Origin of the sequence: Legionella sp. D16C41 (assembly GCF_048541585.1) — a bacterium.
GTDB lineage: Bacteria > Pseudomonadota > Gammaproteobacteria > Legionellales > Legionellaceae > Legionella_C.
On record NZ_CP183304.1, the window covers coordinates 147,266 to 166,643 of the forward strand.

Consider the following 19,378-nt stretch of genomic DNA (forward strand, 5'->3'; position numbering starts at 1 on the left):
AAAAGCCCTTTTCGGCAAGTTTTGAACTAATTTTCATAGTAAAATCTAAAATTTTAAGACTTATACTATATCGCCCATATACTTACTTTTTAAAATAAGATTTTCGTTGAAAATTGTATTGTCTTAATACTTACCACTACGACTTCTTTAATCCCAACCAATTACTTTGACTTCGGCTACAAGATATTTAACCCAACATTTAAGTAAAAATATGATATATAATTGAACATATATTGTATTTTTATATCAAATAATGCTGTAACATTTTTAAATTCCGAGAAACTAGATGCAAACTCGCAGAACCAAAAATGCTGAACAAGAATTTACCACGATTACTACTGATCAGGGCTCGTATGAATTGTGGAATTCTTTAACAGCGGAACAAGAAAATTTAGTTATTGAACAATTAGGATTAGAAAAAGGCGGGTTGCCACTCTCTCAAAAAGACGCACAAAGGCAGCGCTTACTATTTGGTCAGGGGGCTTTTGGTAAAGTACGATTAGCTCAAAAAGACGGTAAATTTCTTGCAGTTAAAAAATTAGCCGTAAAATCTGAAACAGAAAAAACCGCCCTGTTGAAAGAATATGATTTCGGTCGCATGCTTAAAGCTGCAAATATACCTCACGTAGCATATGGAACAGATAGTGTCATTTCAACCGATGCCCGCGGCCAAGAAAGGCTTTATCTTTTCATGGACAGTGTTGCAGCCTTAGGTGATGGCAATAACTTTAAAAAATTAATTAGTTACCTACCATCTGATGAGAAACGTACTGCCGTATTAAAGCATGCCGCGCGTTCTTTGCTAGAAGCTACTGCTAAGATGCAAGAGCATCAGCTTTATCATCGTGATATTAAAGCTAGTAATCTATTAGTTAGTGCATCCGGTGAAATCTATTTATCAGATTTTGGTTCTGCAGGAACTTCAAATTCAAACTTAATTGCTACTGTTTTAAAGCAAAATATTACCCATTATGACGTGTCGCATATGTCTGATAGACGTTATTTTACACCTGAAATTCATACCGCTATTACCCTTAATCAATCGCTACCTACTACATCGATTGAAATTGATGCCTTACATGATAATTGGCGTTTGGGTTTAACGCTTTTGCAATTGTGCGGCGTGCTTAAAGAAGGACAAGGCCTTTTAAGTCTACCTTACACTTCCCACGATGAATTTGGTAATGAGGTAAAAGGCTGGATAGAAGAATTAAAACAGATTAAAAGTAATAAGCCATTCGCAACTCTTATCAATGAGCGCTTCAGAATGGAACTTGAGAAAATAAAAGCTCATTCGCTGCACAAAGTTCCCGCTGAACTCCAATCTATTATTTTTGGATTACTTGAAATAGATCCAGAAAAACGGCTTACTGCTGCGGAGGCCTTAACCTTCTTGTCATCTGCTAGCGAAGCGGAAAAACAAGATGTAGCAGAAGGGTTTAAGACAATTGTGCATAACCAAATAGCGGTGGCCGTAAAAAATAAGATAAAAAAAGCACTTAAAAACGCGGCAAAGGAAAGCAGTAACGGTAATCAATGGTTAAACATAGCCTTAGAAGATTTCAAAATTTTAGTGGAACAACCTTACACAACCCCACAAAATATACAAAATTTTATTGATTATTGGATACGCGATGAAAAAAATCGTCCCAATTTGACATTTGACCACTATGAAACCCTGCTTAATCGCGTGCATAAAAAATTAAATCGCCTGCAAGAAACAGCATCCACTATAGGCGCTAGTAATAGCTTACCTGAAGTTATGGAAAGCAATATTTTAGAAGAAGAAACAGTTAATTTTCAAGAGTCTAGTGAAGCGTTACATTCATCATTTATGGATGTTGCTGACAGTCATTACGGTCCTATGCAACCCCCTAGGGATGTTGCTGACAATCATTATAGCCCTATGCAACCCCCATTAGAAAAAAACAATAATACGGGACATTACGGCAAATTCTATGACGTTAGAGCAATTAATGAAGTTAGTGAAGTGTCAAGCCTTGTAGATATTGAGTCCGCTGACAGTCCTTACAGTCCTATGCAACTCCCCTTAGATAAAAATGATAATACGGGGCATTACGGCAAATCCTACAATGAAGAAAATGACATTGCACACGAAAGAGATCATTATGATAATCTAGAAAAAGCAAATAGGCTTGCCAAAGCGTTAAAACCTGCATACCTTAAATCCAATGAAACTCAATATGGCCCTATACAAGTTCAAGCGGGCGAAGCAGCAGAAATAGCAAGGGTCCTACCTGAAAATACAGAATTAAATCGTTTAGAAAATGCTTTTACACAGGCAACTAATGATTTAATGGATTATTGTCAATCAAACGTAAATGCAAAAGCCCGTAGCGAGATAAATACTATCATCAATTCCATGAAAAAGGGGTTAAAACATATTAAAGCTCTTCTTTCCTCTAAACCTGTTAATAGCACTCAGGTTGAAAAAATTATAACTGGGCCTATTGATGAGACTGCCTTGCAAGCTGTTGTAGATCGTACTGAACTAATTGTCATTCAGCTTTCACTTGGCAAAATTATGCAACTTGACGAAAAATCTATAACAGCAGTTTCACAGATGTTAACAAAGGATAAACAATTCTTAGAAAGTATCGCTACTAAAACAAATAAACGGGATAAAATCGATGAGCTAGTCAATAAAATTGACCAAAAATTAGAATTACTAAAAAAAACCCAGCACAGTGATTATTTGTCAATTAGTACCAACCCGTTAGATGATTTAGCGTACTTGAAAAAAGAGACTGAGAAAACAGTTTATATTGCTAATAATAATGAAACAAAGACTGAATTTAAATTTACGAAATTTAAACATATAACAAGCTATGAGCTTCCTAAAAAATTAACCGATGATGTTATTAATTTCATAGCAAATCGTACGATAAAAGAGCTAAATAATGGACAAAATATTTACATCTATACCTCTAATAAAAAAATTGGAAAGGCTATAGCCCAGACCATGTTACAGTTGGACGCTAATAATCGAGCTCTTAAGATCTATGTAAATGATCAACTAATTACGCTAAAAAAACAGCAGTCTCGAGGCAAATTATTTGGATTTTTTGGTGAAAAAGCGAAACCTAGTTTTGCTAAGCAAGATGTAAAATTTACAGTGAAAGAAATTAATGAGCAGAGCGAATTATTAAGGCACTAGGTTAGCAATAAGACAAATGATCGAATAGAATTTAATTAACTAGCTGGAAAACTATGGATAGCAAAATTTTAAAACAAAGAGCACAATGGGATTCAAATTATGATTATCTCTTAGTTACTATTGGTTCGGTGATTGGCCTTGGAAACATTTTTCAGTTTCCTTTCTTTGTTGCCAAATTTGGGGCTAGTTTTATAGTCGTCTACCTCTTTTGTGAACTGTTTATAAGTATCCCTCTTATCCTTGCGGAATTTTTTATCGGACGTCGCGGTAAACAAAACCCAGTCGGCGCTGTAAGTCTCTTAGCTATGGAATCTGGAGCTAATTATCGTTGGCGATGGCTTGGTTGGATTTGTTTTGTTATCCTTGTATTAACTTTAGGTTATTATTGTGTAAATGTTTCTGTTTATCTTTCCTCTTTGTTCGGCTTAAATCAATTAAAATTACAAGTTGGTCAATTCTTAGCTATCAGCCCTGTCAATACAATTCTTTCATTTTTTTATTTCTTAATTTTTCTGCTACTCACTATGGTGGTAGTTGCACGAGGAATAAATCGTGGGCTAGAAAAAATCTCTCGAATTACGGTACCGTTATTTTTTATAATATTTTTTATACTTGCACTTTGTGCATCTTATTTTGGTAGTTTTAAAAATGCGCTTCTTTATTTAACTCAATTTAATCATCCTATTACACCAGAGCTATTACTTTCAGCTTTAACCTATGCTTTTTTCAAACTTAATACCGCAATGGGCTCAATGATTGTTTATGGATCCTATCTGCCTGCTACTACCCGGTTGGGTAAATCTACTTTAATTATCTTTAGTTTTGATCTCATCGCCTCATTCCTCTCTTATTTTATTATTTTTCCCTTATTATTGGCGCAAAGTAATATGGCATTACTTTCTCATTTAGATTTAGCAATAGTTTTACGATCAATGTTACATTTACCTAGCGGTATTTTGATTGCTACCTGTTTTTTATTAGCTACCGTTCTTGCCTCCTGGATGCCAGCTATTGCTTTTGCTGAAAGCGCAGCAGTTACCATAATTGAACGTTTTTCACTCAAACGTATCATTTCGACCATTATAATTGCTCTTTTGGCAATAATTATTGGTGCACTCATCATTTTTACAACTCACCTTCTTCCAGAAGCGTGGTCGATGAGTGAAGTGGTACAAGAACTTGCAGGACAAATTTTAACGCCAATTTCCGCATTTATAATTGCCATCTTTGTTGGCTGGGTACTAAATCAAAATGTTGCAAGAACGGAACTAGATTTTAATCCTAAACTATTTGCTATCTGGCAGTTTTTAATTAGGTATATTGTACCAATTTTAATAATTATCGTATTTATCTATTTATTTTGGGTTTAAAAATTAGCATTAAACATGCGCCTAGGTGGCTACAAGCTTTCAATTAAGTATTAGGCTTGATTTATGTACTCATGAATATTAAAAAATATGCAAAGCATATTTCATTAATTCCTAAATGGATGATAGCTTCATTTTTAGGACTTACTTCCGAAACATTAAATAGAATTAGAAAAAATCAATAAATGTATGTGAACTAAATAATGTTCCCATCATATCTTAATTTGACTTTTCCTAATTCAAAAGTAAGGTCTTTTATTGCTTCCATACAAAAGCAATACCTAACAAAATAAATAAACAACTAATTACCTGTGTTAACCACTTTACTATTAAAAACACTTTAGCAGTGTTCTTAATAGAGTTAAGTGATGTATTTATAATTAAGCTAAATACGATATTAGCTAAGCCTCCCCAGAAAGCAAATAAAAGTCCTATTAAGGCTATATATTTAGAAGAATAGGTAATATTAGAATTTATAAATTGAGGTAGTATGGTCATAAAAAAAAGTATAATTTTAGGATTCAGTGCATTAATAATCGTACCTTTTAAAAAAACTGATCGTTGCGCTGAAGAAATACCTATACTTTTAGGCTTTATTAATTGTGAAACACCAAGATAAATTAAAAAACAAGCACTAATATACTTAGTAATACTATGAAATGAAGAAGACTTAGCAAGGATTGCAGTTAATCCGGCGCTAGATATTAGAATATGAAGTATAGTTCCAAATTCAATGCCAAGGATTGAAAGCACAATTGCACGTGTGTTACGACTTAACGTTTGCTGTGCCACATAAAACATAGCGGGGCCAGGCATAATATTTAATAAAATTGCGGCCATTAAAATATAAATCATTGCTTTAATTTCCCTATTATTAGTTATGCTAGAATTTAGCAGTAATAAATTTCTTGAAATGATTGGCTTAAACAGCTGGCATCACTTGCTATACGTTTTGCCTGCTCCTGCGTTGCTAGTGCTCGATAAATAAGCTCAGCAATCTGTTGCATTTGTTGCTCTTTCATTCCTTTTCTAGTGATCTCAGTGGTCGCAATTCTTAATCCTTGGAAAGACTTCTCATGGCCCGGAATTGAAACCTGATTACCAATAATATTGCATGCCTCTAATCGACAGGCTGCTTTAAAACCTCCACCATATTTTTCAACGTTAATTAAAACTTGATGGGTCTGGGTGTAATTTTTCTCTTTAGCAAAAACACTAAGTCCAAAGTCATCTAAATAGGTGGCTAAAGCTTTTGCATTACGCACTACTTGCCTCATATAAGCTTCACCATACTGATGTAGCTCCAATGCAGTTAATGTTAATGCCGCAACTCGATTTAATTGGTAAGTACCCACAAAATTAGGAAAAACAGTTGTCTCAATTAATTGAGTTAAGCCCTCATCATCCCAAAGCAATACTCCCCCTTGCGGGCCACTATAGGTTTTGCCGGTGGAACCACTAACTAAAGTAACACCTCGTTTAAAGGGATTAGCAAAGCACTTCCCAGCAATTAAACCAAGTTCATGCGCTGCATCATAAAAAACATGGGCCTGATATTTTTGAGCAATGATGGAAATTTCTTTTAATGGCTGTTCAAATAGGCAAATTGAAAAACCAAGCGTTATTAATCGAGGTCTGTAACAACAAACTAGATATTCTAATTGCTGTAAGTCAATTGTTAGATGATCAGCTAGAAAAGGCATGGGTACAATGTTTAAAGCTAATAATCCAGGCATACTCTGACTGCAATTGCTTGAATCACCGCCATGCCTAGGCATAACGGTAATTAAAGTGTCTTTAGGTTTAGTAAGAGCAGAATAGACAACTTGACATGCTTGCGTCCCTCCTAATAGCCGGTGTTCAAAGTAACGACAATCAAATAAGCTTGTCATTAAAACATGGCAAATAGATTCAAGCTGATCGATATATTCACAGGCCATGAAATAGCGATTATTTTTACCAATATGTCCTCCTGCAGTGCGTATACTTAAATCACATGAAAGCATGGACCGAGCGACCTGACTCATAGGGCTTTCAGCTGCCACTAAGTTAATACAATTTTTTGTCCGCCATTGATCATTTTTTTTGATTAAGCCTAACAAGAGATCCTGGATACTTTCATAAGACTTACATTGCATTAAGTCACGCTTGGCTTTTAGAAATAATGCTGCATCATGGCTTGTTTGCTTAGCATTAAACATGGTGTGCAGCCTGTGCATTAACATTATCCCACCAACGGTCATCGACAGTTAGAAATGGATTAGCTTCATCACGAATACTTGCCCAAGTCATATTAAGCATAATACGGGTTGCGTCATATCTTAGGGGTAGCGTGCGATGTAATGTGGTATCAGCTTTTAATAAATAGACATCCCCTGGAACAAATGAGTGAGTGTAAATGGGGTTATCACAGAAATATTGATACAAATCAGGAGACTCTTTATCCCAACTAGTATGAGGAACACACTGCAACATGCCACCACAATCTACCGGTGGTATTTCAACAATCCAGATTAAAGCGAAACTATAATCTCCCCAATGCCACCCGTGAGTATCACCACTAAATTCCTGCTTGGTGATAACGAATTTTTCATCTTCTTTGACATTGGTTAGCAATTTTTCCTGAGTAATCTTCGCTAAAAATTCCAGCAGAGCTTGATTCTCTCTAACTTCTTTAATTAGCAAGCTGTATTCTTCAATTAGCTCGCTTCGTACCACACTTAAATACCGAGGAGTATTGTCTGTAGTTTTTAATAAAAGATCGCGACGTTCAGCATGTTTTTCAAGTAAACCATAAATTTCATTATGAATATTTTTTTTAAGTTTTTCGCTCACTATATTAGGAATTTTAACTATGCCATGTCGAGAGAATTGTTCACTTAACTTGCGAATTTTCTTTGCTGAAAATGTCAAATCAGTATGGGATAAAATAGTTTCATTTAATGTATTCACAATCAGTCCTTTGGTTATATTTTTCAAAAACCATTTTTCCATTATTTCCCTATAGCAATCAATACTATATTTTTGTAATATACTATTTCAAAAATGAAATAATATATTAATGTGTTATCTAATTTAGAAGTGTTCCTGCAAGTGGTAGATAGTAATAGTTTTTATAAGGCAGCAAACTTATTAAAAATTTCTCCTGCTTCAGTTACTAGAAAGGTTGCGAGCCTTGAAGAAGAGCTTGGAGTGACCCTATTAAATAGAAACACACGACGTTTTTCCTTAACAAAATACGGTGAGTATTGCTATAAACATTGTCAAAATATTTCTAGAATTCTTGCAGAATTAAAAAATGATCTTTCTAATAAAAAACAAGCGCCTTCAGGCTTACTTAATTTATCGGTTTCTGTCTACTCAGGTTATATAGAATTATTACCAATTATTGCCAAATTTTTAGAGATTTACCCCCAAATTACTATTCAATTTATAAAGAGCAATATTTTTCCAGATTTGATTGATGATTCATACGACATTTATTTTCGCTATAAAGAAATAAACACGCGTACTCTACAGTCAAAAAAATTAATTGATCATCAAATGATATGTTGTGCTACACCAGCTTATTTAAAACGTCATGGAATACCGAAAAAACCCGATATGTTGAAGAAACATAATTGTATTATTCATCAAATCAATTTGTATGAAGGAGATGTATGGTTTTTTCGTCAACAAGATAAAAACTATTTTATCTCTGTAAATGGAAATTTACGTCTTAATAACTCCGCTTTGGTATTGGAAGCAGTTTTACAAGGTGTTGGTATTGCATTTTTGCCGCGCTATTTTTTCCAAAAATTTATTGACTCCACAGAGCTTGTAGAGGTTTTAACAGAATTTAGGGCCACACCAATGACAGTGTGGTTAGTGTATCCACGACCAAAACATCTGTCTTTAAAGCATCGAGTATTTGTAGATTTTATTCTAGATGCCTATCATGCCCATGCTGATAATCAAGAAAAAGTTGAAGCTTAAAACCTTTTAAGGATTAGCTATTTTATAAATAAATTGTTCATATCGAATATAACTTTCTTGAAAAACCTGCGGCAAGATTTTATTTATTACATACTTCTTCATTTCATCAACATTTCTGCTACCATCCCAATCCCAAGTCACTGAAAAATATCCATCCCAGGTATAGCACCAACCTGCTGATTCTTGTGTACAATCATTTTTCCATTGAATATCACGTAATGGTTTAAACGGGTCTAATGCTTTAGTTATGCTACCGGGTACAATATGCGATTGATTAAGCATATGAATATAATTTCGTTCATAAGTAAGTTCGACCTCTTCTTTAAAAGAAAAACGATCGCTAAAAAGTGATTGTTGTACTTCAAGTAAAAATCGGTCCTTTGCTAAAGGCAAAGAAGGAGGATCTTGAGTTATAGTTAAATTTACTAGCCCGCTCTTATAAAAATCATCAATAAGTTCTTGAACAATATACGCAGTTGGATAATGAACTTGAGAGGAAGAGTGCCCACAATTAGGTAGCGTAAATTTGAACGTATAAAGACTTCCTTGATTACTAATTTGAATATTTTTAGCATCAGGCACGTGAATATCTTTACATTGAGGAAGGCTTGCCATAGGAACTATACTTGCTTGAACTAAAGAATAGCTCCAAGTTATAGTTACAAGAAGAAAACTTAATTTAAATAGAGTGTGCTGCATAATAGTCCCTGAACTAAATATAGTTTATAGGGCATATTATCATTACATTAACTTGTTGATGTCTACAAAAAAATGGCTTTATTGTAATAGCTAAGCCTAATTGATAAGTACAAATTCACAGAAATTAGCTTTTTAAATTAACTGCCTTTTAACGAAGGTAGTTTAAAGTAATTGTTTTGGATTTATTCAATTTACTCTAAATTAATTTAGAGGTTTTGAACATAACTTTTTTCCCTTATTAGCTAAGCATACTAACCATGCAATATTAATAATAACTTATTAGTTAAAAATTTTATCTATAAACAGTATAAGGAGAAGGCATTGTAGCTTTAATAGGTTGAACATTAATAATAGTATTTTGGGCAAGACTGCTGAAATAAGCTATTTCAATTGCAGTTATAAAAAAGCCTATAACACAACTTAAAATAATTTTGGTTAACCTTTTGGCGGGTATTTGACTTGTAATAAAGAGAATGAAAATTGCTAAAAAAATTAAGCTTAATTGACATAAAAAAGTCTCAGTTTTTGGAGTAAAATTAATAACAATAATTATAAGGCCAAGATAGAGAAAATAGCTAATAAGTAAAGTTGAAATGATAGCTTTGATGATTATAAAAAACGGATCAGCTTTATTGTCTTTAATAGTTAACGGGGTTTTGCTAACTACTATTGTCAAGGCATAAAATAAGCATATTATGGTACCCATTAAGTTGATAAACATCAAATTATATTGAAAAAATCTTAAGCCAAATAGAACCAATACGACCTGAGCCAACCAAAAAAGCAGTGAAAAACTCAAACTTTGGAGATAAAAATTGCTCTTAATGCTGAATTGATTAAAATCGGGATCGCTATAAATATAGCTAGGTATAAGAAAACAACTAAGCCAGCTTAAGCTATAAATAAAGCCAAATCCAAGGTTAGCCAATAGAGAGCGGTCATTAATACTACCAAAAATAAAAAAAGCAAGTATTAAATAGATTATTCCAAAATGAATAATTTGACCCATAGTTATTTTTTTCAAATTAATAGCCGCTCTTATCACTACTATAATAAAATTATTATAGAAAAGAGTTATTATAATTCTAGTTTAAATTAACTTTTCTTAACAAATACTGATAAATAATAAGAATATTGATTATCGCGGTGGATAATGAAGTATTTTTTTACTCTTATTATCATTTTGTTTAAATGACCAAAGCTGCACTCCTTTGCTCTTTTGACTTTAGTCGGGAGATAATTATATGAATGTTCAGCCTGTGGATAATCCGCAAAAAAGTGGCCTATTAATCTTTGCTATAGCGATTAGTATCTTTACCCTAGCATTCAATGTCACAACTTTTTATAACTTAACGCCGTTATTAATTAAAAAATTTAATTTAGCCACTACGACTGCGCAGTGGTTGTTCAATAGTTATTTATTGGCAATTCTTGCCCTAGTGGTCATCGGCGGCAAGTTAGGCGATAATTTTGGCAGGCGTACTATTTTTTTAATCGGATGTTTAATATTTGCGCTTGGTTCATTTGTCATTGCTATTGGGATAACTGGCTGGATGTTTATTTTAGGCCGCACGATACAAGGTTTAGGAGTAGCCTTGGTTTTTCCGGGCTCTTCTTCACTGATTAGAGATGGCGTTCCAGAGGATAGACAAATTTTTGCTTTTGGCGTTTGGTCAGCGGTTTCTGGTTTAGGCATGGCATTAGGGCCAGTTATTGGCGGAGCGATAGCAGAATTACTTAATTGGCGAATTGTCTTTATAGTTAATATAGTTGTTATGATCCTAGCTGGTATTATTATTTTATTACGAGCACCTAATAATAAAAATACCATGGTAAACCGCATTGACTTTATCGGTTTGATTTTATTTATTATTAGCATTAGCACTATTGTATTAGCGCTAGTAGAAGGCAATAGCTGGGGTTGGTCGGATACTAAAACATTAAGCAACTTTACTATTGGTATAGTATGTTTAGCTATTTTTCTATATGTCGAAACAAAAATATCCTATCCTCTATTAGATTTAAAAAATTTTACTAATCCGTTTTTCACCACCAGCTTAGTTGGCTTATGCATGTATGCGTTTGCCATGAATGTTTTATTACTGTTTTTTAATTTATTAATACAAAACCCATTACTAGCAAATTATAATACCCAACAAGCAGGACTTGCTATCTTACCATTATGCTTAGCTTATTTTCTAAGTTCTTTACTAGCTAGCCGATTATTAAAATGGGTTAAATACGAAGGGATTGTGGTGAGCTTAGTATTTTTATTATCAACATTAAGTTTCTTTGCCTTTGCGTATACTACCATTAATACTCATTATTACTATTTTATATTACCTCTAATATTGGCTGGCATTAGTTTTGGTATTTCCCAAACACTATTTCCCAAAATTGCTATAGCGGCTTTACCAAAAGAAAAAACTGGTGAGGCATCAGGAATGGTTGTAAAAAGTATTTATTTAGGTGTTATTTTGGCTATTTCAATCGGTGGAATAATTTATCAACAAAGCACACAATATCATTTCTCAGCTTTACTAGAGAACTATCAAGTCAATCATCAATTACAAACTCAGTTTTATCAGCAGTGGATGACCTCTAGCAGTAGTTTCTTTGCGAGTATTCCTCATCTAGCAGAACCTTTGCATAGTGAATTAGTAACAGCGACCAGCTATGCAGCAGTAGCTGGTTTTGATGCTACAGCTTGGTTAATTGCTATTTTTGCATTATTAACCTTAGTGCTAGTAAGCTTAGTCTATAAATATTCAAATAGAAGAAATTAGCAAGTTTGCGATTATTTATTAAGTGGTTCTGGTATAGATTAAATTTGTCAGCTAATTATCTCTACTGAAGCTGATAACTCGTGTTAATAAGATACTTTACCAAACTTACAATAGATTTAAGTTAAGTACCAATTAAAGCAAGCAGGTTTTATATTTGTAAGACATAAGTTATAACGTCTTTAAATAGAATTATAAACTAATTGAAACTACTTATTTGTTGCGCGTTACAAATAAATGCTAATCTCTTGAGTTTAAAAAAAGTAGCCATCTAATATCGGTGTTGTTATTGAATTCTTTAAAGCTATTTTAGTAATAATGTATAAAGGCAATCGATGGAAAAAACCACAAATAATAATATTTTTAGTCAAAATGAATTTTATAGTCTTACATTTTCAGAGTTAAGATTAGAAAATACCGAGCTTAAAAATAAAATTTTTGAAAATTGTAAATTTGAAAAGTCTAATTTTAACGAGGTCAAATTAACCGCTTGTAAATTTGTAGACTGTGAGTTTCTATCATCTAATTTAAGTGCTGCACAATTAAATAATTCATCTTTTAGTGAAACAATTTTTGCAGATTGTAAATTGATGGGAATTAATTGGACGAAAGCTAAGTGGCCTCTTATAAGATTAGCCAGCCCAATTCAATTTTATCGCTCAAATATTAGTTATTCAAGTTTTTACGCTCTTGATTTAAAAGAACTTGTTATTGAAGAGTGTATTGCACATGATGTGGATTTTCGCGAAGGAAACTTTTCTAATGGAAACTTTATGCTAACTGATTTTGCAAATAGCCACTTTATGCATACTAACTTAAATTCAGTTTCGTTTCTTGAAGCAATAAATTACACTATAAATCCTACCGACAATGATATTCGCAAAGCAAAATTTTCAGTGCCTGAAGTATTAAATTTATTGCATAGTTTTCAAATTGAAATTAAATAAACTTATAGCAGTAAAATAACCTTTAAAGAAAGGTCAGAAACAAAGAAACTTAATAGAATAATTAACTATCAATGACTTTAAATTAAGACTAAGGGCTAATTAAATTATAGTTTTTAATTCTTTAATTAATTTTTTGCGCTAATAACAAACAAAATAAGCCAGGTATAGGCCTGCCTAATTTATCCTGCTTATGAAGATGGCCTACAGTTTCTCTATATTCTAAAATGGACCAACCTTTATCTTGATAAAAGTGGTAAAGCTCCTCTTTTTTAGGCAAGTAGGTAAAAGATTTGGGTAGTAAATAGCGCTCTGATTGCACTGGGAAAACAAAAAAGTGATAGCCCTGCTTTTTTGTGGCTTCCTGCAGTTCATTTAATAGGGATAAAATACGAGAAGCATTTAAGAATTGCAACGTAACTGTAGAAAATACAAAATCATAATAATTTTGCTCTAACCTTAAGAGTTCATTTAGATTGCCTGCCACCACATTAATATGGCTCATTTTTTCTTTCTCAGCAAGCAATAAAATATTTTCAAGCGCAGGCTGACTAATATCAATACCCGTAATAGGATAACCTAACTTCGCTAAATATAATAAGTTTCTGCCAGAGCCGCAGCCCACGTCTAATGTTGTTAAAGGCCCTAATTTTTTTAAGTAAGTTTGATAAACATAAAGTAAATCCTGATGAACAGAATTGATGTTATATTTTTTTTTAAAATAGCGATGAATTTTACAATAAAATTTAAGCTCAGCACTAAATGTAGTACTCATTGGTACAATTTTATGCCACGAAGCAGGTGGAATGATTAATTTACAATTATCATGATTAAGTCTAGTACGAGAAAGTTCCTGCCCTAAACTATTTAAGAAAACGAAGTCAATTTCACCATTTTCTAAAGACAATTCACCCCAGGTCCCTTCTTTAGTGCTGTGTTTTTCGGAAAAGAAAGCTAGCTTTTCTTGATTAATCTCGATTTGTTTATAGCAAATTAAATCATTCTTTTCTGTAAGCACAAACTCTCCAAAAATAATTTTGCTGGATAAAGCTTAAGATTCTCTGCTAGCTTAATTTAAGTTTACTATTCAATTTTTAAATTATCACACTGTAAGAAAAACTAAAACGCTTCGCTAACAAATCAATATTTTATATCTAAATAGAAGAGTAACTTTTAAGTTAGATAAATCATTTTATATTTCCAATCACGTAGGGATTTATATTTTGATAAAATCATTTATCTATATGCTTTAAATTTTAATAAAATTATTTTTTATTCAGAAAACTAAGAGCCTCCCATTGGACACATTTCCATATTATTTTCTGAATTACATAACGGAACTTCAGATAACATTTTTTTCAGTAAATTCTTTATATATTTTCTTTGCCCTGAATTATATTTACCTAAAGAAGGTAGAGAAAAATCTGTCACCTGCATAAAAGCATAGTTGTCTTTACCAAAAGTATGCGTATTTGAGCCAAAAAATTTATCTGCCCATTTAGAGGCATCGCCATGGAAACCATCAAATTCATCACAAATCTCTGGATTGCCTGCTTCTGGCGAAGAAATAGAACTAAAGAGAGTTTTCAACTTATTATTGTCTATTTCCTGGCTTTGTAAAATTTCGCTATTATATAACACGAAAGCATGATTACTTTTACCATCTCTTGTCCGAATAACAATTTCTTGTACAGTTTGTCTTTCACCGGTTTGCAGTTGCCGTAATAAGCTATTTACCATAGTGGCTGCAGTTGCTTCACCACAAAAACCAGTTTCATGAATTCTACGTATTTTAGCCTCTTCTACTAATTCAGCTATATAAGTTAAATAAATTTTTAATTCTTTAAAATCTTTATGGCCTTTAAATAAATTCTTTTCTGCCTTATCCAGCTCACGTTGTAATTGAGCTTTCTTATTAGACACGTTTGTTCTTTTCTGCATCCTGATAGGGAGCATATCTTTTAAAACATGTTCTAGTTGTGGTGTTGGTTCCATTACTTTATTTGCAAAATGCCCATGTATATTGCAAATTGAACTATAAGAATTACTATTATCACTATTATCACTATTATCACTATTAGAACTTTCAGAGCTCATAGCATGTGCTTTAGAATTAGGAACGCCACTATAGAGGGCAAGATTCCATATAAGTAATTTTTTCATTGCGTCTAACATTATAATTCCTATTATATTTTAGGTGGTGTTACCTAAAATCACTAACCTAGTATTGATAAATAACTAATCAATTTTAACACTTATAATTCTTTTTGACAATTTATTTTACAACCTTTAACGGCTAAATAAGTTAGATATAAATAAAAACCATAAAATTGGACTGCTATAAGTCAGGGAAAGTCACATAAAATTATTACTGGTTATTTTTAAAGTTGCAGTAATTTCAAGGTATTAAATATAGTTAGGCATTTAATTTTAAAAGCTAATAGCTCGCGTCAATTTAGAAACTGTGGTAGTTTCAATTAAAAAAATTTGGGTGAATAAATTGGTTAGTGAGCTTCAAACACACTTAAGTTATTGGTTAATACATTATGGTAGCTTTACCTTATTTGGCCTACTTGCCTTAGGTATTATTGGCTTACCCATACCGGATGAAACTTTATTGCTTTTTTCTGGCTACATGATGGCACATGGTAAACTATCTATATGGTTAACACCAATTTGCGCATTACTTGGTAGCATGTTTGGCATTACTGTTAGTTATTTAATTGGTTACTTTGGCGGCCGGCCATTGATTTTACGTTTTGGACGCTTATTTGGTATTACAGAGGAAAGACTTAACCGCGTACATCAACAGTTTGACCGTTTTGGTAAATGGTTATTATTAATTGGTTATTTTATTCCTGGCGTACGGCATTTAATTGGAATTGTTGCGGGTATAGTTTTTTTACGCTTTTGGGAGTTTGCTCTTTTAGCTTATACGGGTGCGCTAATTTGGACTACTAGCTTTCTAGTTATTGGCTTTTTCTTCCATAATACTTTACAAGAGTTTATCTTTTAATTTTCTAACAAGTCTTAATTTCTAAGTATCTTCTATGCCTTGTAAGAAAAACTTAAAAAAATAGAAAATTAAAGTTAAAAAGATAAAGCTAACAGAACTATTTTTAAGCTAATAAATTGACGCTCTTAAGTAAACTACATTAAAGCTTTAAGCCGTTTTTATTCTTAAGTAGTTATACAAGTCCTATTGTTATTGATAACCTATAAGATAAAACGGCCTTTCAAAATAAACTTATTTGTAAGTAATAGTGTAATTTACTTTATCTGACTGGGTACTCTCAGTAACGGTATAATCACCTTTAGGAGTAGTATTAGTATGCTTACATAATAAGTGATCATTCATTAAATTAAATTTAATTGCGATGGTTCTGGTCGGTAAGCTAATAGTATGAAATACTATTTCTCCTTTCATTATACCAGCAGTTGAACTTTTATTAACTGTTAGTACTTGCTCAGTTCGACTATCTAATTTTTGGATGCCGTTAGGCGTTAACTTGCCACCATTTAATTTAATTGTAGTTATTAAAAGATCTTCCATTAAATTATTTTTTAATTTAATTTCAAACCCATCACAAGGATGAGCAAAGGCAATAAAAGGCACAAATGCAGCCCCTAAAATTGCTAATTTAACTTTTTTCATAGTAGTTTATTCCTTAAAACATTCAGTAAAGTTAAAAAATTTATTATGCAGTAGTTTTATCAGCTGTAATAAACGGTTTATTATCGTGAAAAATGTCTTTTCGTTCAATAGACGATTTATATTTGATTGCCAACTAGAATTACGCTCTAATACCGCGCCACTCCGTTTATAGGATGCAATCAGTCCTTTTATTGAGGTAGTTTTAAAAAGATTTATTAAAGTAAGTTTTTGATTAATACTTAGTCCATAGCTCAGTAGAATTATGAATAGCTAAAAGCTCGGTAATTTAAGCTAAACCCAAAAAATATTTAATTGCGTAATTGCCTTAAAAGTAATAATAAACTTTCCATCGCTTATCAATAAAATTTTTTATAAATTTTTGTAAATCATACCAAAATATCAATTTATTTTATTTTTCTGACAATTTGAATATATTTTGAACTATACTTGAGTAAAATAGGAGCTAATTAGGAGATCAATATGTCACTAAAAACACTATCCTTATTATCAGCTAGTATTTTTCTAAGTGCAGGACTCACCACAGCCAGTTATGCCAATTGGAATTGGCATACTCATCGAACTTGGACAAATTGTCATAATGGAGTTTGCCATAGGTATATTAATAATTATTCTAAGCATTGTGTAGGGGGCGCTTGCCGCGTATATAGGACCCATTACAATTGGAATTGGCGAAGATAATAATTTAAATAGCTTAATTTTATAATATAAGTTTACTTACAATTGGGTAATTTATCATTGGTTAAATTACCCAATAACCTTTTTTGCTTTACCCAGCCTTCTACTAGAAGTGCAATCATCATACTAGCGAAACTATTATTGTTTGTCACATTAAGTATAATGGCTAACTTAAAAAGGACACATTTCAATACACACCAGTAATGAAGTAGAGAAAGGAAATTTAAACTCCCCTTTATCTCATATATCTAGATAATTTTCTAAGTTGTCAACGTTTAAATTATAAAGTAGAGGATGGTAAACAAGCTGTTAACCTCAATTAGTAAACTTTCAAAAATGATAATAAAGATTTAACTAAACTTATGATTTAATCTTAGTTTATAAAATATTTTCAAAAACCAATTGCACACCCATCTTTTCTAGGATCCGAAGCTGCAAGATAACCGTTTTTTAAACAATAAATAGCTTGTCCTCCACCATAGATGATAGTAGGACTTGGTATAATTGAATGCCCTCTACTTTGGAGCTCATTAATAACTGCAGAGTTAATGCCATGTTCAATACTAATTTCATTCTCAGGCGAAATATACCAACGCGGCGCATTTAAAATAGTTTGCGGATCTTGTAAATAATCACATAGCCTAACTATCATCTGTACATGTCCCTGCGCTTGCATATGTCCTCCCATCATTCCGAAACTCATCACAGGCCTTGTATCTTTAAAAAGAAAGCCTGGAATAATGGTATGAAACGGGTATTTATTTCCTGCAACTTGATTAGGGTGGCCTTCTTCTAAGGTAAAACAAGCACCACGATTTTGCATAAGTATCCCTGTTTTTGGAATAACTATACCTGAGCCAAATATTAGATAATGAGATTGTATTAAAGAAACCATCATTCCCTGTTCATCACTTACAGATAAATAAACTGTGCCTTGTTCTTTGGGGATACCATAGTTAGGTTTTTGGGCCCGTTTTCTATTAATGGCCTGGGCTCGTTTTTTAAGGTAAGACGAAGTTAAAAAATCTTGATGATGAACTTGCATAAAATTAGGGTCAGCAATATAGTGTTTTGCATCACTAAAGGCCATCTTCATCGCCTCAATTTGCAAATGTAGACTATCAGCTGAATCGACTGGGTAATGTCTTAAATCAAAATATTGCAAAATACCCAATGCAATAAGGACAGTTAACCCTTGCGTGTTAGCCGGTAATTCATATAAATCATAGCCACGATAGCTTAAAGTTATAGGTTGAACCCAAGATGGTTGATGCTGTTGTAAGTCTTCTTTGCTTATAAATGCATTTGCTTGGCTTGCGGCATTAATAATTTTCTCAGCTATGTCACCTTGGTAAAAAGACTTACCCTTAGTTTGTGCAATCTCTTTTAAAGTAGTTGCTAAATCGGGCGCTTTAAATAACTCGCCAGCTTGAGGTGCACGTTGGTGAGGTAGAAATACGCGCGCAAACTCATAATTATTTTTAAAAGGTGCCGCAAATTGCTGCCAGTGTCTAGCAACCACTGGAGATACTAAAAATCCATTTTCAGCATAATATATTGCTTGCTCAAATAATTGCTTAAATGGTAACCGGCCAAATTTATCAGATAGCGCCACCCAGCCGGAAACTGCACCTGGTATAGTAACCGTATCCCATCCAGCTTGAGGCATTGATTTATACTTTGCGAAACACGGAGCAGTCCAAGCTTTAGGAGATTTGCCTGACGCATTTATACCCTGTAATTGTGTACCATCCCACACCATAGCAAATAAATCACTTCCTACACTATTCATCGTAGGTTCAACAACTGTTAAAGTTATTGCTGTTGCGATTGCTGCATCTACTGCATTGCCACCTTGCTGTAGAATTCTTAAGCCCGCTTGAGCTGCTAGCGGTTGTGAAGTTGCGATACAATTTTTTGCATAAATAGAAAGACAAGAAGAATGATAATTTAAATGTGAAGTGTTAAATTTAACCATAGTTGGTCATTTAAAATTGCAAACATATTAACTATAGCGGATGGTTTATGTTCTTACCAATCAGAGGATAGTAAAACGCTAGAAGAAAAAAATAAGAAGGACA

Annotated in this window: 16 protein-coding genes; 7 read left to right on the plus strand and 9 right to left on the minus strand. The window is 32.9% G+C overall.

The genetic code is table 11. The features are described 5' to 3' along the window. Nucleotides 1-286: 286 nt before the first annotated feature. Both ACNVED_RS15385 and ACNVED_RS15390 read left to right on the plus strand, forming a co-directional pair. Nucleotides 287-3,178 (plus strand): protein kinase domain-containing protein, encoded by a 2,892-nt coding sequence (locus tag ACNVED_RS15385; RefSeq protein WP_419421250.1) that lies wholly within the window; start codon nt 287-289, stop codon nt 3,176-3,178. Between the two features lie 53 nt (nt 3,179-3,231). After that, the gene (locus tag ACNVED_RS15390; protein WP_419421251.1) at nt 3,232-4,548 is read left to right on the plus strand and encodes a hypothetical protein; all 1,317 of its coding nucleotides are present in this window, start codon (nt 3,232-3,234) and stop codon (nt 4,546-4,548) included. Between the two features lie 252 nt (nt 4,549-4,800). Here the strand turns inward: ACNVED_RS15390 and ACNVED_RS15395 are convergent, their stop codons facing one another. The 3 genes from ACNVED_RS15395 to ACNVED_RS15405 are packed head-to-tail and all read right to left on the minus strand — an operon-like array spanning nt 4,801 to nt 7,497. Beyond that, nucleotides 4,801-5,400, minus strand: a complete 600-nt coding sequence (locus ACNVED_RS15395) for a LysE family translocator (RefSeq protein ID WP_419421252.1) — start codon at nt 5,398-5,400, stop codon at nt 4,801-4,803. A 35-nt stretch (nt 5,401-5,435) separates the two neighbouring features. Next, on the minus strand, nt 5,436-6,764 hold the full coding sequence (locus ACNVED_RS15400) for an aminotransferase class I/II-fold pyridoxal phosphate-dependent enzyme (protein WP_419421253.1): 1,329 nt from the start codon (nt 6,762-6,764) through the stop codon (nt 5,436-5,438). After that, the gene (locus ACNVED_RS15405) at nt 6,739-7,497 is read right to left on the minus strand and encodes a HalD/BesD family halogenase (protein WP_419421254.1); all 759 of its coding nucleotides are present in this window, start codon (nt 7,495-7,497) and stop codon (nt 6,739-6,741) included. The genes ACNVED_RS15400 and ACNVED_RS15405 overlap by 26 nt, the downstream gene beginning before the upstream one ends. 111 nt (nt 7,498-7,608) lie before the next feature. On the opposite strand from ACNVED_RS15405, the gene ACNVED_RS15410 reads away from it, so the two are divergent. Next, nucleotides 7,609-8,520: a LysR family transcriptional regulator gene (locus ACNVED_RS15410; protein WP_419421255.1), complete on the plus strand. Its 912-nt coding sequence runs from the start codon at nt 7,609-7,611 to the stop codon at nt 8,518-8,520. Nucleotides 8,521-8,526: 6 nt separating this feature from the next. Here the strand turns inward: ACNVED_RS15410 and ACNVED_RS15415 are convergent, their stop codons facing one another. Both ACNVED_RS15415 and ACNVED_RS15420 read right to left on the minus strand, forming a co-directional pair. Further along, nucleotides 8,527-9,219, minus strand: coding sequence for a hypothetical protein (locus ACNVED_RS15415; protein WP_419421256.1), 693 nt, complete (start codon nt 9,217-9,219; stop codon nt 8,527-8,529). A gap of 292 nt (nt 9,220-9,511) precedes the next feature. Continuing rightward, nucleotides 9,512-10,243 carry a hypothetical protein gene (locus tag ACNVED_RS15420; protein ID WP_419421257.1) on the minus strand — a complete coding sequence of 244 codons (732 nt, stop codon included), beginning with the start codon at nt 10,241-10,243 and terminating at the stop codon, nt 9,512-9,514. A gap of 220 nt (nt 10,244-10,463) precedes the next feature. Here ACNVED_RS15420 and ACNVED_RS15425 point away from each other — a divergent pair, with 220 nt between their 5' ends. Both ACNVED_RS15425 and ACNVED_RS15430 read left to right on the plus strand, forming a co-directional pair. Continuing rightward, nucleotides 10,464-12,005 (plus strand): MFS transporter, encoded by a 1,542-nt coding sequence (locus ACNVED_RS15425; protein WP_419421258.1) that lies wholly within the window; start codon nt 10,464-10,466, stop codon nt 12,003-12,005. Nucleotides 12,006-12,337: 332 nt separating this feature from the next. Next, the gene (locus ACNVED_RS15430; RefSeq protein WP_419421259.1) at nt 12,338-12,949 is read left to right on the plus strand and encodes a pentapeptide repeat-containing protein; all 612 of its coding nucleotides are present in this window, start codon (nt 12,338-12,340) and stop codon (nt 12,947-12,949) included. A 121-nt stretch (nt 12,950-13,070) separates the two neighbouring features. On the opposite strand, the gene tehB is transcribed toward ACNVED_RS15430, so the two are convergent. After that, complete coding sequence (tehB, locus tag ACNVED_RS15435; protein WP_419421260.1) at nt 13,071-13,964, minus strand: SAM-dependent methyltransferase TehB; 894 nt, start codon at nt 13,962-13,964, stop codon at nt 13,071-13,073. A gap of 266 nt (nt 13,965-14,230) precedes the next feature. After that, nucleotides 14,231-15,121 carry a hypothetical protein gene (locus ACNVED_RS15440; protein ID WP_419421261.1) on the minus strand — a complete coding sequence of 297 codons (891 nt, stop codon included), beginning with the start codon at nt 15,119-15,121 and terminating at the stop codon, nt 14,231-14,233. A 325-nt stretch (nt 15,122-15,446) separates the two neighbouring features. On the opposite strand from ACNVED_RS15440, the gene ACNVED_RS15445 reads away from it, so the two are divergent. Beyond that, nucleotides 15,447-15,962, plus strand: a complete 516-nt coding sequence (locus ACNVED_RS15445; RefSeq protein WP_419421262.1) for a DedA family protein — start codon at nt 15,447-15,449, stop codon at nt 15,960-15,962. A 231-nt stretch (nt 15,963-16,193) separates the two neighbouring features. On the opposite strand, the gene ACNVED_RS15450 is transcribed toward ACNVED_RS15445, so the two are convergent. Further along, complete coding sequence (locus ACNVED_RS15450; RefSeq protein ID WP_419421263.1) at nt 16,194-16,601, minus strand: hypothetical protein; 408 nt, start codon at nt 16,599-16,601, stop codon at nt 16,194-16,196. Nucleotides 16,602-17,081: 480 nt separating this feature from the next. Between ACNVED_RS15450 and ACNVED_RS15455 the strand changes: the two genes are divergently transcribed. Further along, nucleotides 17,082-17,300, plus strand: coding sequence for a hypothetical protein (locus tag ACNVED_RS15455; protein WP_419421264.1), 219 nt, complete (start codon nt 17,082-17,084; stop codon nt 17,298-17,300). Nucleotides 17,301-17,688: 388 nt separating this feature from the next. Here ACNVED_RS15455 and ggt read toward each other — a convergent pair whose 3' ends face one another. Continuing rightward, entirely contained in the window at nt 17,689-19,275 is a 1,587-nt protein-coding gene (gene ggt / locus ACNVED_RS15460; RefSeq protein ID WP_419421265.1) for a gamma-glutamyltransferase, read from the minus strand. Nucleotides 19,276-19,378: the final 103 nt, after the last annotated feature.

Bases quoted from the DNA above. Each gene is read 5' to 3' on its own strand.
- ACNVED_RS15390 (WP_419421251.1), top strand. From the start codon at position 3,232: ATGGATAGCAAAATTTTAAAACAAAGAGCACAATGGGATTCAAATTAT.
- ACNVED_RS15395 (WP_419421252.1), bottom strand. From the start codon at position 5,400: ATGATTTATATTTTAATGGCCGCAATTTTATTAAATATTATGCCTGGC.
- ACNVED_RS15400 (WP_419421253.1), bottom strand. From the start codon at position 6,764: ATGCACAGGCTGCACACCATGTTTAATGCTAAGCAAACAAGCCATGAT.
- ACNVED_RS15415 (WP_419421256.1), bottom strand. From the start codon at position 9,219: ATGCAGCACACTCTATTTAAATTAAGTTTTCTTCTTGTAACTATAACT.
- ggt (WP_419421265.1), bottom strand. From the start codon at position 19,275: ATGGTTAAATTTAACACTTCACATTTAAATTATCATTCTTCTTGTCTT.
- ACNVED_RS15425 (WP_419421258.1), top strand. From the start codon at position 10,464: ATGAATGTTCAGCCTGTGGATAATCCGCAAAAAAGTGGCCTATTAATC.
- ACNVED_RS15450 (WP_419421263.1), bottom strand. From the start codon at position 16,601: ATGAAAAAAGTTAAATTAGCAATTTTAGGGGCTGCATTTGTGCCTTTT.
- ACNVED_RS15385 (WP_419421250.1), top strand. From the start codon at position 287: ATGCAAACTCGCAGAACCAAAAATGCTGAACAAGAATTTACCACGATT.
- ACNVED_RS15455 (WP_419421264.1), top strand. From the start codon at position 17,082: ATGTCACTAAAAACACTATCCTTATTATCAGCTAGTATTTTTCTAAGT.
- ACNVED_RS15430 (WP_419421259.1), top strand. From the start codon at position 12,338: ATGGAAAAAACCACAAATAATAATATTTTTAGTCAAAATGAATTTTAT.
- ACNVED_RS15440 (WP_419421261.1), bottom strand. From the start codon at position 15,121: ATGTTAGACGCAATGAAAAAATTACTTATATGGAATCTTGCCCTCTAT.